Annotated in this window: 11 protein-coding genes; 8 read left to right on the top strand and 3 right to left on the bottom strand. The window is 63.2% G+C overall.

Annotated elements, in window-relative coordinates:
- The first annotated feature begins 251 nt into the window (after window positions 1-251).
- On the top strand, window positions 252-737 hold the full coding sequence (locus V7P99_RS01190; RefSeq protein WP_333792995.1) for a cupin domain-containing protein: 486 nt from the start codon (window positions 252-254) through the stop codon (window positions 735-737).
- Window positions 738-803: 66 nt separating this feature from the next.
- Window positions 804-1,274 (top strand): hypothetical protein, encoded by a 471-nt coding sequence (locus V7P99_RS01195; RefSeq protein WP_333792996.1) that lies wholly within the window; start codon window positions 804-806, stop codon window positions 1,272-1,274.
- Between the two features lie 36 nt (window positions 1,275-1,310).
- Here the strand turns inward: V7P99_RS01195 and V7P99_RS01200 are convergent, their stop codons facing one another.
- From V7P99_RS01200 to nirK, 3 genes are all read right to left on the bottom strand, one after another.
- Window positions 1,311-2,000 (bottom strand): Crp/Fnr family transcriptional regulator, encoded by a 690-nt coding sequence (locus V7P99_RS01200; protein WP_442909850.1) that lies wholly within the window; start codon window positions 1,998-2,000, stop codon window positions 1,311-1,313.
- 157 nt (window positions 2,001-2,157) lie between these two features.
- Window positions 2,158-3,081: a formylglycine-generating enzyme family protein gene (locus V7P99_RS01205; protein WP_333792998.1), complete on the bottom strand. Its 924-nt coding sequence runs from the start codon at window positions 3,079-3,081 to the stop codon at window positions 2,158-2,160.
- Window positions 3,082-3,216: 135 nt separating this feature from the next.
- Window positions 3,217-4,347: a copper-containing nitrite reductase gene (nirK, locus tag V7P99_RS01210; RefSeq protein ID WP_333792999.1), complete on the bottom strand. Its 1,131-nt coding sequence runs from the start codon at window positions 4,345-4,347 to the stop codon at window positions 3,217-3,219.
- 344 nt (window positions 4,348-4,691) lie between these two features.
- Here nirK and mog point away from each other — a divergent pair, with 344 nt between their 5' ends.
- The 6 genes from mog (at window position 4,692) to narI (ending at window position 15,001) form a co-directional block, all read left to right on the top strand.
- Window positions 4,692-5,219: a molybdopterin adenylyltransferase gene (mog, locus tag V7P99_RS01215; RefSeq protein ID WP_333793000.1), complete on the top strand. Its 528-nt coding sequence runs from the start codon at window positions 4,692-4,694 to the stop codon at window positions 5,217-5,219.
- 249 nt (window positions 5,220-5,468) lie between these two features.
- The gene (locus V7P99_RS01220) at window positions 5,469-8,213 is read left to right on the top strand and encodes a nitrate/nitrite transporter (protein ID WP_333793001.1); all 2,745 of its coding nucleotides are present in this window, start codon (window positions 5,469-5,471) and stop codon (window positions 8,211-8,213) included.
- A gap of 9 nt (window positions 8,214-8,222) precedes the next feature.
- The gene (locus tag V7P99_RS01225) at window positions 8,223-11,987 is read left to right on the top strand and encodes a nitrate reductase subunit alpha (protein WP_333793002.1); all 3,765 of its coding nucleotides are present in this window, start codon (window positions 8,223-8,225) and stop codon (window positions 11,985-11,987) included.
- A complete protein-coding gene (narH, locus tag V7P99_RS01230; RefSeq protein ID WP_333793003.1) occupies window positions 11,984-13,507 on the top strand; it encodes a nitrate reductase subunit beta in 1,524 nt (507 codons plus the stop codon). Before V7P99_RS01225 ends, narH begins: the two co-directional genes overlap by 4 nt.
- The gene (gene narJ, locus V7P99_RS01235; protein WP_333793004.1) at window positions 13,504-14,250 is read left to right on the top strand and encodes a nitrate reductase molybdenum cofactor assembly chaperone; all 747 of its coding nucleotides are present in this window, start codon (window positions 13,504-13,506) and stop codon (window positions 14,248-14,250) included. The genes narH and narJ overlap by 4 nt, the downstream gene beginning before the upstream one ends.
- Window positions 14,251-14,260: 10 nt before the next feature.
- Window positions 14,261-15,001 carry a respiratory nitrate reductase subunit gamma gene (gene narI, locus V7P99_RS01240; protein WP_333793005.1) on the top strand — a complete coding sequence of 247 codons (741 nt, stop codon included), beginning with the start codon at window positions 14,261-14,263 and terminating at the stop codon, window positions 14,999-15,001.
- Window positions 15,002-15,003 lie beyond the last annotated feature (2 nt).

The following is a 15,003-nucleotide window of genomic DNA, read 5'->3' on the forward strand; positions in this document are numbered from 1 at the left end:
CACTCTCTCCGCCATTTCATATTGATATTGCATCGCGAATCGTAAGCTCCGGCGTTCCCGCGAGCTGGCCAGAGCACACGCTGCGGCTGTGCAGGCTTCTCCGGCTCGAGCCGCGGCCGCTGGATGCTTGATCACAAATTCCGCAATCTGATTACGAGCCATGTTCCCGCGTCCGATGCGCTGGGTTTATCCTGACGTCCCCAAGCGCCGCGCTCGATCGGCGTCCGCATAAAGGAACGGAAGGAAACGCGATGTTGAAACCCTATGTTTGGCTCGGCGCGCTGCTGGCCGCAACAATGCCAGCCAGCGCCGCCGAGATAGGCTCCAATGCAAACCCGCTGTCCTTCGGTAAGGACCAGACCATCATCGACGTGACCAAAGTCGTATGGAGCCCTCTCGACGTAGAAGGCTTGCCGAAGGGCGGTGAGATTGCTCTCCTCCGCGGCGACCTTTCGAAGGGCGAGTCCGAAGCGCTTCTGCGGTTTCCGCCGGGCTACATAGTCCCCAACCACAGTCACACGTCCGATGAGCTTTACGTCTGGCTGAGCGGAGAGTTCACGCTCGTAGCGCATGATGGAACGCGCACGCAGTTCACTGGGCCCACCTATATAAGCTTCCCCGGCAACGCACCGCCGCACGGGCTCGAATGCGGCTCCAGCGAGCCGTGCGTGCTCTACTTGAGGCTCTCCCGTCCCTTCGACATCCAGTATTTCCCCGAGCCGCCTCCCAAGAGATAGCACTCAGGTGCATCGGATCAGCGGGCGTCCCGTTCCCGCCTGCCTCGCAACACGCGTGCCGAGGGGATGATGAAAGCAAAGACGTGCGCCGCCGCCGTCGCGCTGGTCACTTGGGGCTCGATGCCGGCTCCCGTGTGGGCTACGGGATTCGCGCACATTCTGAAGCCTGGCCGCTATCGGATCGACGTGATCGTCGAGGATCCCCGGAGTGGCCAGCAGCAGACGGTGCGGCAGGTCGAAAGGTGCTTCGCGCCCGAGGCCATCGTCAATCATACGACCTTCGAGATGCTCAGCAGCACGCCGGCGTCATCCTGCCCGAAATATGAAATCTGTGCGGGCGAATTCCGCACCGGGTTCATGGCGCAGTGCGAGGCAAGTGATCCCGCGTCCGCCGTCGGAATGTTCGCCCTCGAGCCGAATGCTTTTCGCGGACGCATCGAGGTCAAGGATGGCCACGATGCGCTGACGCACGTCGAGATCCAATATGGCGAGCGGATTGGCGATTGCGGTTCCGAGGCCTCAGGCGTCGGTCCATAAACTCAGGCGCAGGAAGGAAATGAACGGTAAGCAGCCTCACTCCCGCTTGCCGTCGGCCAGAAGCGACAGACCGCGCGGATCGCGGACGAGCACCTTCTGCCGCCCGCATTTGACGAGATCCCGCGCTTCCCAGGCGCTCAGAATGCGCGACACTGTGTGCAAGGTCGTGCCCGTCATCTCGGCGATGTCCTGACGCGAGATCGGAAACGCGATCTGTATGCCGCTCTCCTCTTTTCGGCCCGCTTGAAGCGAAAGCCGCAGGATCGCATGGGCGACACGCCGCTCCACCTCTTGCGTGGACATCTCGCGAATGCGCGTATGGGCGTCCTCGAGCTGCTGCCCGATGATCTGGATGGCGTTGACGGCGAGACGCCCGTTCTCCTCGACGAGCTGCGGCCAGAGATGGCTTGGCCAGCAAAGGGCGACGCTGTCGATGGCCGCCGTTGCGGTTCCGGGATAGTCCGTGCGCTTGAGCGCCATGGCGAAGCCGAACAGCTCGCCGGGATTTACGACCCGGACAATGACCTGCTGCCCGTCGCCCGTGACCTGGGTGACCTTGAGCCGCCCGCTGATGAGAAGATAGAAGTGGGCCGCCTGCTCTCCCTGCTTGAAGACCGACTCTCCCTGCGGCACGCGGCGGCATGACGCCTGATCGAGAAACGCATCGAGATCGGCATCACTGATCCGCTCGAACAACGGGAACGACCTGACGGCGAACCAGTCCATCTTCACGATTAGGCAGCCTCACCACAGAGTGTGAGCGACGCTACCATGCTGGGAAGTATCCGGAAAGAAGCGCCCGATCTGCATGAGATGAGTGGCTTTGTCGCCCGTTCCCCAATGCGCGTTTCGAAATGGGCACCGCAGCCGGATTGGACTGGTGTCAGGATAGCAGCCCTCTGTCCCGCAGCGCCTTGATCAGCGAGGCATACCATCTCGTATCCTTGACGAGGCGGAAACCCAGGTTGTCGGGCGGCGTTCCCACGGCACAGCCACCCCCCTTGGGATTGCGAACGAAGAAGACCATGGCCGCCCGGTGCTGTCCGGCTACGAGCTGGACCCCGCAGGAGGTCGTATCGGTGCCCGTGCGGCCGGCGCCATCCAACGCGATGCGGCGATAGCAGCTCGTGGTCCACTCCCATACGTTGCCACCGAAATCTGCGAGGCCGTATTCGTTCTCACCGAATGCGCCAAGCGGCTTCGGTGCCGGATCGCGCGCTAAGCCGCGCGCCGTCTCGCGGCGATAATTTTCGAGCCAGCGGGTCGCGGGATTGGAGTTGGATGCGTCCTCCTCGCCCGTGCCGAGAGCATCATCCGGGAAGCGTGAGCCGGCCGCGAATGCAAGCTGCTCGTCTGTCGGTAGAAGCCACACCTCGCCGGTTTGCCGGCTGAGCCACTCCGCGTAGATGCGGGCGTCATCGAAGCTGATGCCCGTCGCCGGGACGTTATCGTTGCCGGGCGTGTTGAACTCGGGCTCAGGCGGCGCGCACGCGCCATCCGCGACGCAGCGCGCATAGTCGCCCTTGCTCACCTGATGCTTCATGATCGTGAGTGCGCGCGTTGCCGAAACCTCGAGCATGGGGGCGTCGACCGCATACCCACCGCGCGTGTACTCGCCCGGAGCGCGATAGCTGAACGTGCGTGGCGCAATGACCACCGTTTGCGGGGAGCTCACGAGCGGTATCTCCGGGGCCCCGCCCGTAAACCCTGTCTTGAGCACCATCGCGCCGGCAACGAGGCCGATCATCAGGGGAAGTGCGGCGAGTGGCGCTGCAAGGGCGTTGCGTCTTCCGGCAAGTGCAGCCATGGCGGGCCTCCGTGCGTTCGGGACGTGTCGCATCGGTGTCGTCTGAGGCGGCGCCGGCGGATCCGAGCAGGATCAAAGCCGCCGGCGCCGGAAGGGTCGCGCCGCGGAAGTCTCCCGGCACGGCCCTGAAGCGGATCAGCTCTCCGAGGGAGCCATCAGCGAGACCATGAGGTCGTCGTTCCATTCGCCGGTGACGGTGAAGTGAGCGGCCGCGCCGAGCTCGAAAGCCTCGATGAGATTGTGGTTCACGTAGGCGTAGATGCCAGGTTGCTCGAAGGTGTAGTAGGCCGCACCCGCGGTCCCGCCTGGAATGAACCACGTCTCCTGATCGACATCCGGCGGCGTACGGAACTTGCCCGTCGGCCAGACATAGTCGCCGTGCCCGCCGATGAGATGGGGGCGCGTATCGCGGTTCGCCTGGGAGTGCACGATAAGCACTCTTTCGCCAACGGCGGCTTTGAGCGCGTTATCGCCCGTGAGCGCGCCCACGGCTCCGTTGAAGACGACGTGGGTCGGCGTCAGCGTGCGCATCACCTCCACGGTGTCGGCGTAGGAGTCGCCGATCGAGTCGTACTTCTTGAAGTTCCCCTTCTCGTCGCGGGGAATGTAGAAGTCCTGCTCGCCGACGTAGTAGACGCGGTCGTAGGGAAGCTCGTTACCCTTGCCGTCGGTCAAGCCTTCACGCGGCAGCACCATGATGGCGCCGTTCATGCCGGCGGTGACGTGCCAGGGCACCATGCCCGGAGGCGCACAGTGATAGACGAAGACGCCGGCTTTCGTCGCTTTGAAGCGCAGCTTGGTCTTCTCTCCTGGGCTGATGAGCGTCAGCCCCGCGCCGCCGAGCGCGCCCGTTGCCGAGTGGAAGTCGATGTTGTGCGGCATGCTGTTGGTGGCGGGGTTGATGAGCGTCAGCTCCACGTAGTCGTTCTGGTGCACCACCATCAGCGGACCCGGAACGGAGCCGTTGAAGGTCATCGCGTGGACCTCCGTGCCCTGGTCGTCGATGATCATCTTCTTCTCTTCGATGACCATCGTGAACTCGACGATCTTCGGGCCGCCCTCTGCTTTCTGCGTGTGGGCATGGACGAAGGGCGGCGCCACGAGTTCGGCCTTTACGCGCGGCAAGGACGCGACGTCGACCGGCGCCGCCTTGACCTCGACTTTGTCGGCCCGCGCCGAAGCGGACGTAGCCAGGGGCATGAGCGCTCCAGCCATCGCCGCGCTCGCAACCATGGTGCGGCGTGATATTTTGAATTGCTCAGCCATTGCCCTTCTCCTTTTCCAGTAGAGCTCGAACGAGCATCGCCCGTTTTCTCTTTTGTAGGAGCATTTGGGATGCGCTCTTTGCTGCGGAGCAAATATGGAGCTTGTGCGCATGCGGCACTTTAGCCCCCGCCGGATTGCTCGGAATGCGATGGATAAAAGAAAATTAAAAGGCGCCGTATCTCCACCCGAGACTCTATCTGGTGAAAACGAGATCTATTCATCCGGGCATCTCGGCGCCCCGTTCGCTTCGACCACATCGGGTTGCGAGCTGGTGCTCTCTGCGCGATGTCATGCATGACAGGCTATGATGCGGACGATCGCGCTTCACTGGAGGACATGACGGCATGACGGCGAACATTGGAATCGTGACTGTTTCGGATCGCGCCAGCTCTGGGACCTATGAGGACAAGGGCGGCCCCGCCATCGCGGAGGTGCTGGGGGAGATCCTCGTCTCACCGTGGCAGCCTGTCACACGCCTTGTCGCGGACGACGAGCAGAAAATTGCCGATACGCTCATCGAATTGGCGGATTCTAAAGCCTGCAGCCTCATCTTCACGACGGGCGGCACCGGCCCGGCCCTCCGCGACGTGACGCCGGAAGCCACGCAGGCTGTCTGCAACAAGATGCTGCCGGGCTTTGGGGAGCTCATGCGCGAGCGCAGCCTCGCTCAGGTGCCCACCGCTATTCTGTCGCGGCAGACTGCAGGTATTCGAGGGCGGTCGCTGATCGTCAATCTTCCGGGGCGGCCATCGTCGATTCGCCTCTGCATGTTGGCGGTGTTCCCCGCGATTCCCTTCGCGATCGATCTCATCGGGGGGCCGCGTCTTGAGACCGACGCCGCGAAGTGTCAGGCTTTCCGCCCGCCGGGCTGATGCGCGGCATTGACGCATGCTGCGTCGCTTTGAAAGCGCCAAGCGCCGCGCAATCTAAATATTCCGCTACCGTTTTCAATGAGTTCGGATGTGAAAACAAATGGCGGATTATTTCAGCCTGCGCGGCATTTTTGGGTGATGCGCGTTCGAATATCAAAGCCGTTTAATTTCGATCAAAGTCGCTGCTTCGGTTTCGCGTAGCGTGTCGGCAGTTTTGCTTCTGCCGAACACTGAGCGGAGCACTGGATCATGGATCCTGCGACAAGCGATGGCGCGGCCGGGCGGCACACGGCGCTCGGATTTTCGACGGTTGCTTTCACCGTCTGTTTTGCAGTCTGGACCATTTTCTCGATTATCGGAGTCCAGATAAAGACGGATTTGGGTCTCAACGAGACTCAGTTCGGCTTGCTGGTCGGCACGCCTATCCTCACGGGATCTCTGATCCGGGTGGCACTCGGAATATGGACCGACCGCTACGGCGGGCGCCGCATCTTCGCATTGGTGATGCTGTCGGCCGCGCTCGCAACCTGGCTTTTGACGTACGCCAAGACCTATCCGCAGATGCTTGTCGCGGCGCTCGGGGTCGGCATCGCAGGCGGCGCGTTCTCCGTCGGTGTCGCCTATGTCTCGCGCTGGTATCCCTCCGGCAAGCAGGGAACGGCGCTCGGCATTTTCGGTGCCGGCAACGTCGGCTCCGCCGTTACCAAGTTCCTGGCGCCGTTCGTGCTCGTGGCCTACGGTTGGCAGACCGTAGCGCAAGTTTGGGCAGCCGCCCTCGTGGTCATGGCGGTCGTCTTCTGGTTCGCGACCGAGGATGATCCGGTGCAGCGCGAGCAGAGGCGGCGTGGGGAGCGTCCGAAGAGCGCTTGGCTCGATCTCGCCCCGCTGAAAAACGTTCAGGTCTGGCGCTTTGGCCTCTACTATTTCTTCGTCTTCGGCGCCTTCGTCGCGTTGGCGCTATGGCTGCCGCGCTACCTGATCGATGTCTACGGTCTCGGCATCGCCGCGGCCGGCATGATCGCTGCGGCCTACTCCATTCCCGCCAGCATCTTCCGCGCCTATGGCGGACACTTGTCCGACAAATATGGCGCACGCCGAGTCCTATATTGGACGTTCCTGGTCTCGATCGCCTGCACGTTCGTGCTGTCCTACCCGCCGACGGAATACGTGGTGCGCGGCATTCAGGGCCCGATAACGTTCGAGCTCGAGGTTGGCCTCGTCCCGTTCACCGTCATCATTTTCGTGCTCGGCTTCTTCATGAGCCTGGGCAAGGCCGCGGTCTACAGGCACGTCCCGGTCTACTACCCAGAGAGCGTCGGCGCCGTCGGCGGCCTTGTCGGCATGATTGGCGGCCTCGGCGGCTTCGTGCTGCCGATCGTGTTCGGCCTGCTTAATGACCTCACGGGCATCTGGACCAGTTGCTTCATGCTGCTGTTCCTGATCGTCTCGGTTTCGCTCGCCTGGATGCACCTCTCGATCCGGCGCATGGAGCGCGACGTCGCCGAACAGGATCTCGCGCGGCTCCCGCAGCTTCCCGAGATGCTGCCGATCCACAAGCCGCAGCATGTCGGCGCCATGGGGCCGTCGCTCATACACGACTGGCGGCCCGAGGATGCGGAGTTCTGGGAGAAGACCGGCCGCGCCATCGCGCGCCGCAACTTGTGGCTCTCGATCCCCTCGCTCCTGCTCTCATTCGCGGTGTGGATGGTGTGGTCGGTGGTGGTGGCCAAGCTGCCCGCTGTCGGTTTCCAGTACACGACCGACCAGCTCTTCTGGCTGGCTGCCGTCCCCGGCCTCTCGGGCGCGACATTGCGGATCTTCTATTCCTTCATGGTGCCTGTTTTCGGCGGCCGCCTGTGGACGACGCTCGCGACGTGGTCGCTGATCTTCCCCGCGCTCGGCATCGGCATGGCTGTGCAGCATCCGGAAACGCCCTATTGGATCCTGCTCATGCTGGCGCTCCTGTGCGGGTTCGGCGGCGGCAACTTCGCGTCGTCCATGTCGAACATCTCGTTCTTCTTCCCCAAGAGCGAGAAAGGCAACGCGCTGGCCATGAACGCCGGGCTCGGCAATCTCGGCGTGAGCGTGGCGCAGTTCCTCGTGCCCCTCGCCATTACGGTTGGCGTGTTCGGCTGGCTTGGCGGCGATCCGATCATGGTGACGGAGGACGGCCACACGTTCCCCATGTGGCTGCAGAACGCCGGATACGTCTGGGTGCCGTTCATCGTCGTCTCCGCCTTCGCATCCTGGTTCGGCATGAACGACATCGCCTCCGCCCGGGCCTCGTTCGCGGAGCAATCGGTGATCTTCCAGCGTAAGCACAACTGGATCATGTGCTGGCTCTACACTGGGACCTTCGGCTCGTTCATCGGTTATTCTGCGGGGTTCCCACTGCTTGCCAAAATCCAGTTCCCCGAGACGAACGCGCTCGCATACGCCTTCCTTGGCCCCCTGGTTGGAGCGCTCTCGCGCTCGGCGACGGGCTGGATTGCCGATAGGTGGGGCGGTGCGCGGGTGACGCTGTGGGTATTCATCGGCATGACGGCCGGGGTCGCAGGCGTTCTCTATTTCCTGAGCGTGGGAAGTTTCCCCGGCTTCTTCGCCATGTTCATGGTCTTGTTCCTGGTGAGCGGCGTGGGCAACGCATCCACGTTCCAGATGATTCCGGCCATCATGCGCAAGGAGATGGACCGGCTGATGCCCCATGCCGAGAGTGCCGAGCGCCTGCGCAACGCCGAGAAAGAGAGCGCGGCGATCATCGGCTTCAGCTCGGCGATCGCAGCCTACGGCGCCTTCTTCATTCCCAAGAGCTACGGCACGTCCATCGCCGCCACGGGCGGGCCCGAGGCCGCGCTCTGGGCGTTCCTCATCTTCTACGTCACATGCATCGCCATCACGTGGTGGGTCTACGCGCGCCGCGGCGGCCTCCTTTACGACATCGAGCGCGGCCTTGCTCCATCGCCGCTGAAACCAACCCTGCAACCGGCCGGATAGGAAGCGTCCATGAGCCAATTTCTCGATCGCCTGACGTTCTTCAACCGCGTCGTTGACGAGTTCTCGGATGGCCACGGCGTGGTCACCCGCGAGGATCGAACCTGGGAGGACGGTTATCGCAAGCGCTGGCAGCACGACAAGATCGTGCGCTCGACGCATGGCGTGAACTGCACCGGCTCCTGCTCCTGGAAGGTCTACGTCAAGGGCGGAATCGTGACCTGGGAGACCCAGCAGACCGATTATCCGCGGACGCGTCCCGATCTGCCCAATCATGAGCCGCGCGGCTGTGCACGGGGCGCGAGCTACTCCTGGTATCTCTATTCAGGCAACCGCGTGAAGTATCCGCTGGTGCGCTCGCGGCTTCTCAAGCTGTGGCGCGATGCGCGGGCTCTGCAGACGCCAGTGGCAGCCTGGGCGTCCATTGTCGGCGATCCCAAGAAGCGCGCCGCCTACACCACCAAGCGGGGTCACGGCGGCTTCGTGCGTGCCACCTGGGACGAGGTGAACGAGATCATCGGCGCGGCCAACGCCTACACGACGAAGACCTATGGTCCTGATCGCGTGGCCGGCTTCTCGCCCATTCCCGCCATGTCGATGGTGTCCTACGCCGCAGGCGCGCGCTACCTGTCCCTGCTCGGCGGCGTCTGCCTATCATTCTACGACTGGTATTGCGATCTGCCGCCGGCCTCGCCTCAAACCTGGGGCGAGCAGACGGACGTTCCTGAATCGGCCGATTGGTACAACGCCGGCTTCCTCATCCTCTGGGGCTCGAACGTTCCCCAAACGCGCACGCCCGACGCGCATTTCTATACCGAGGCGCGCTATCGCGGCGCCAAGAGCGTCGTCATCTGCCCGGACTATTCGGAAGCCTCCAAGTTCGGAGACATGTGGCTTTCCGTGAAGCAAGGCACCGATGCCGCGCTCGCCATGGCCATGGGGCACGTCATCCTGCGCGAATTCCATATCGACCGCCAGGCCTCCTATTTCGTCGACTACGTGCGCCAATACACGGACATGCCGATGCTGGTGCGTCTCGTGGAGCAGGAGGGCCGGCTGGTTCCGGAGCGCCTCCTGCGCGCGTCGGATTTCGAGGGGGGCCTCGGCGAGAACAACAATCCCGAATGGAAGACCGTCGCCTACGACGAGACCACGGGTGAGATCGTGGTGCCGCGCGGCTCGGCGGGCTTCCGCTGGGGCGAAAAAGGCAAGTGGAATCTCGAAGAGCGTGACGCGGCGGGCCGCGACACCAAGTTGCGGCTGACCCTGGCCGACGCCTACGACGATCTCGCGGAGGTCGCGTTCCCCTACTTCGGCAACATCGAGCACGATCACTTCACCGGCACCGATCATCCGAGCGTTCTTCCCCGCCGGGTGCCCGCAAAGAAGGTGGCACTCGCCGGCGGCGAAGCGCTCGTCGCCACCGTCTACGATCTCTTCGTCGCCAACTATGGCCTGGATCGTGGATTCGGCGGCGAGTTCGTAGCCAAGAGCTACGATGAGCCCGTGCCCTATACGCCGGCCTGGGCCGAGGCCATCACCGGTGTGCCGCGCGACCAGATCATCTGCGTGGCGCGCGAGTTTGCGCTCAACGCCGAGAAAACGCGTGGCCGGTCCATGGTCATCATCGGCGCGGCGATGAACCACTGGTACCACATGGACATGAACTACCGCGGCGTCATCAACATGCTGGTGATGTGCGGCTGTATCGGCCAGTCCGGTGGCGGCTGGTCTCACTATGTGGGCCAGGAGAAGTTACGCCCGCAGTCCGGCTGGCTGCCGCTTGCCTTCGCGCTCGACTGGAGTCGGCCGCCGCGCCAGCAGAACGCGACGTCCTTCTGGTATGCGCACACCGACCAGTGGCGCTACGAAACGCTGGACGTGAAGGAGATCGTCTCGCCCACGGCCCCGCCTGGCCCGTGGGACGGGGCGATCATAGATTACAACGTGCGCGCCGAGCGCATGGGCTGGCTGCCGTCCGCCCCGCAGCTTTTCGAGAACCCGCTGAGCATTTCAGCCAAGGCTGACGCCAAGGGCCTCGACGTTCGCGACTATCTTCCCGAGGCGCTCCAGTCAGGCGAGGTTCGCCTTGCGTGCGAGGATCCCGACAATCCCGTGAACTGGCCGCGCAACCTGTTCGTCTGGCGCTCCAACCTTCTCGGGTCGTCGGGCAAGGGACATGAGTATTTTCTGAAGCACCTGCTCGGCACCTCGCACGGTGTTATGGGCAAGGATCTCGGAGAGACCGGCCGGCAGAAGCCGCACGAGGTCGTCTGGCGTGACGAGGCGCCGGAAGGCAAGCTCGACCTCCTGGTGACGCTCGATTTCCGCATGTCGACGACCTGCGTTTATTCCGACATCGTTCTGCCGACGGCCACCTGGTACGAGAAGAACGATCTCAACACATCGGACATGCATCCCTTCATCCATCCGCTGACGGCTGCGGTGGATCCCGTTTGGGAAGCACGCAGCGACTGGGAGATCTACAAGGGCATCGCCAAGGCGTTCTCCAAGGCCGCACCGGAAGTGCTGGGCGTCGAAAAGGATGTGGTGCTGACACCGATCATGCACGACACGCCGGGCGAGATCGCGCAGGCGCTCGATGTGAAGGACTGGAAACGGGGCGATGTTGCGCCCATTCCGGGCAAGACCATGCCGCAGGTGACGGTGGTCGAGCGTGACTATCCGAACCTGTTTAAGCGGTTCACGTCGCTCGGGCCTCTCATGGATAGCCTCGGCAATGGAGGCAAGGGAATGTCCTGGAGCACCCAGCATGAGGTCGAGCATTTGCGCCGCCTCAATGGCGTGGTGACCGAGCCCGGCCCGACCAAGGGGCTCGCGCGTATCGATACCGATATCGATGCGGCGGAGGTGCTGCTGATGCTGGCCCCGGAAACCAACGGAGAGGTCGCCGTCAAGGCGTGGCAGTCGCTCGGAGAATTTACGGGCCGCGATCACGAGCACCTTGCGATACCGAAGGAGGACGAGAAGATCCGCTTCCGCGACGTTGTTGCCCAGCCGCGCAAGATCATCTCCTCGCCGATCTGGTCAGGTCTCGAATCCGAGAAGGTCTGCTACAACGCGGGCTACACGAACGTGCACGAGCTGATCCCGTGGCGCACGCTCTCGGGCCGCCAGCAGCTCTACCAGGATCACCTCTGGATGCGCGCGTTCGGCGAGGCGCTGTGCGTATATCGCCCGCCGATCGATACCAAGACCGTCGGGCCCGTGCTGGCCCGAAGTCCCAACGGTCACAAACCCGTTATTCTCAATTTCATCACGCCGCATCAGAAATGGGGCATCCACTCCACCTATACCGACAATCTCCTGATGCTGACGCTCTCGCGCGGCGGCCCCATCGTGTGGATCAGCGAGATCGATGCGAAAAAGGCCGGCATCGCCGACAACGACTGGATCGAAGCTTTCAACAGCAACGGCGCGCTTGTTGCCCGCGCCGTTGTCTCGCAGCGCGTCAAGGAAGGCATGTGCATGATGTACCATGCCCAGGAGAAGATCGTGAACGTGCCGGGGTCCGAGCTCACCGGCCAGCGTGGCGGCATCCATAACTCGGTGACGCGCACCGTCTTGAAGCCGACACACATGATCGGCGGCTACGTCCACCAGGCCTACGGCTTCAACTACTACGGCACCGTCGGCTCGAACCGAGACGAGTTCGTCATCGTGCGCAAGATGACGGACGTCGACTGGCTCGACACGCCGAACGCCGACCAGCCGCCCGCCCTGTCCAGGATCCCAACTGCGGAGGCCGCAGAATGAAAATCCGCGCTCAAATCGCCATGGTGCTGAACCTCGATAAATGCATCGGGTGCCACACCTGCTCCGTCACATGCAAGAACGTGTGGACCAGCCGTGAAGGCATGGAATACGCGTGGTTCAACAACGTCGAGACCAAGCCCGGCATCGGCTACCCTAAGGACTGGGAAAACCAGGCGCGCTGGAATGGCGGCTGGGTCCGCAAGAAGAACGGCCGCATAGAGCCTCGCATCGGATCGAAATGGCGCGTGCTGGCAAACATCTTCGCCAACCCCGATCTGCCCGAGATCGACGATTACTACGAGCCCTTCACCTTCGATTACGAGCACCTGCAGAAGGCACCGGAAGTGCCCGCTATGCCGACGGCACGCCCGCGCTCGCTCGTCACCGGGGAGCGCATGGAGAAGATCCATTGGGGGCCGAACTGGGAGGAGATCCTGGGCGGCGAGTTCGAGAAGCGCAGCGCCGATTATAACTTCGAAGGTGTGCAGAAGGAGATCTATGGCCAGTTCGAAAACACCTTCATGATGTACCTGCCGCGGCTGTGCGAGCACTGTCTCAATCCCGCCTGCGTCGCCTCCTGCCCGTCTGGCGCCATCTACAAGCGCGAAGAGGACGGCATTGTTCTTATCGATCAGGATAAGTGCCGCGGCTGGCGCATGTGCGTTTCGGGCTGTCCGTACAAGAAGATCTACTACAACTGGTCGAGCGGAAAATCGGAGAAGTGCATCTTCTGCTATCCGCGCATCGAGGCCGGCCAGCCGACAGTCTGCTCGGAGACCTGCGTCGGGCGCATCCGCTATCTCGGCGTGGTGCTCTACGACGCGGACCGCATCGAGGCGGCTGCGAGCGTGCCCGATGAAGGGGATCTCTACGAATCCCAGCTCAGCATCTTCCTCGATCCCAGCGATCCAGAGGTCATTCGCCAGGCGCGAGCCGACGGCGTGCCGGAGAGCTGGCTCGAAGGTGCGCGCCAGTCTCCCATCTGGAAGATGGCGATGGAATGGAAGATCGCCTTCCCGCTCCATCCCGAGTACCGCACACTGCCCATGGTCTGGTACGTGCCGCCGCTATCACCGATTCAGTCCGCGGCGGAAGCGGGAAAGATCGGCCACGACGGAGAGATGCCGGACGTGCGCAGTCTGCGCATTCCGATCCGTTATCTCGCGAACCTTCTCACGGCGGGCAAGGAGGAGCCGGTCGCGCTGGCGCTCGAGCGGATGCTCGCCATGCGGGCTTATATGCGCGCCAAGACCGTCGACGGCGTGATCGACGAAAGCATCGCCCGCAAGGTAGGGCTCACCGCGCATCAGATCGACGAGATGTATCAGTTGATGGCGATTGCCAACTACGAGGATCGCTTCGTCATACCGACGGCTCACCGCGAGCTTAGCGAGGACGCCTATGACCTCCGCGGCTCTTGCGGCTTCTCGTTCGGCAACGGCTGCGCCGACGGGCGCACGGAGACGAGTCTCTTTGGCGTCCCGAAGCGGGCGAGAACGCCGATGGAGGTGGCACGATGAAAGCAACGCTGAAGGCGCTATCGGCGCTCCTCACCTATCCCACGGCGGAGTTTCAGGCCGAAGCATCTGCCATGCAGAACGCGATCGAGGCGGAAGGCGTCCTGCCCCCCGCCGTTCGCGGCGGGATCGTGCGGCTCTTGGCAGAGATCGCCGATGGGGACATCTACGACCTGCAGGAGCGCTACGTCCTGCTGTTCGATCGCACCCGCTCGCTTTCGCTGCATCTCTTCGAGCACGTCCATGGCGAGAGTCGCGATCGGGGCCAGGCCATGGTGGATCTGGCCGAGCTTTACAGGCGGCACGGGCTCGAGCCCAGCACGTCGGAGCTCCCGGACTTCGTTCCGCTGTTTCTCGAGTTCCTGTCCGCGATCCCCGAGGATGAAGCGCGCCGGACGCTGGCGGAAACGGTGCACATCCTCGCCGCGCTACGCCAGCGGCTCGAGAAGCGCCGGTCGGCCTATGCCGACGTGTTCGCCGCCTTGGAGATCCTGAGCGAGGAAAAGCCCGACGCTAAAATTCTCGGCGCGATCCTCGAGGCTCCCGACGACGATCCCAACGATCTCGCGGCTCTCGATGCGGCCTGGAAGGAAGAGGAAGTGCGCTTCGGGTCGGACGCGGATGCGGGCTGCGGCACCGAGGGGCTCGCCTCCAGGATCAGAGCGGGCCGGCGCCCCGCGCCGGGAGTTCGTTCGCCCGAGCCGAGGCGTCCAACCGTGACCCATACGTCCCCGACGCGGACTTGAGGAGGCAGCCATGCAGGACACGCTCAATCATATCGTCTTCGGCTGGTATCCCTATCTTTGCCTCACCGTATTTCTGCTCGGATCGCTCTCCCGCTTCGATCGCGAGCAATACACGTGGCGCTCGGGATCGAGCCAGCTTTTGCGCCGGCGCCAGCTGATGTGGGGCTCGAACCTGTTCCATGTCGGCATCATCGTCATCTTTTTCGGCCACTTCGTCGGCCTTCTGACGCCGATCTGGATCTTCGATGCGATGGGCATCTCCCACGGCTTCAAGCAGATGCTGGCCATCGTGGTGGGCGGTGTCGCAGGCGTGGCCTGCTTCGTAGGCATGGTGCTGCTTATTCATCGGCGCTTGTTCGATTCACGCATCCGCACCACGTCGTCCTTCGGCGACATCGCCATTCTTTTGCTTCTCTTCGTTCAGCTCAGTCTCGGTCTCGCCACCATTTTCGTCTCGCTCGATCATCTCAATGGCCACGAGATGGTGCGCTTCATGACGTGGGCACAGGGCATTCTCACGCTCGAGCCCGGTGTTTCGAGCCTCATTGCGGGCGCCCACCCCATCTTCAAGGCGCACCTGTTCCTCGGCATGACGATCTTCCTCGTGTTCCCGTTCACGCGCCTCGTGCACATCTGGAGCGCACCCGTCTGGTATCTCGGCCGGCGCGGTTATCAGGTCGTGCGGTCGCGTTCCGGCGGCGGCACGCCGGGCCCGGCCGTGGCGCGCGCTAGAACCCTGCCTGCGGAGTGAGC

The organism is Hyphomicrobium sp. (assembly GCF_036780825.1).
Classification (GTDB): Bacteria; Pseudomonadota; Alphaproteobacteria; order Rhizobiales; family Hyphomicrobiaceae; genus Hyphomicrobium_C.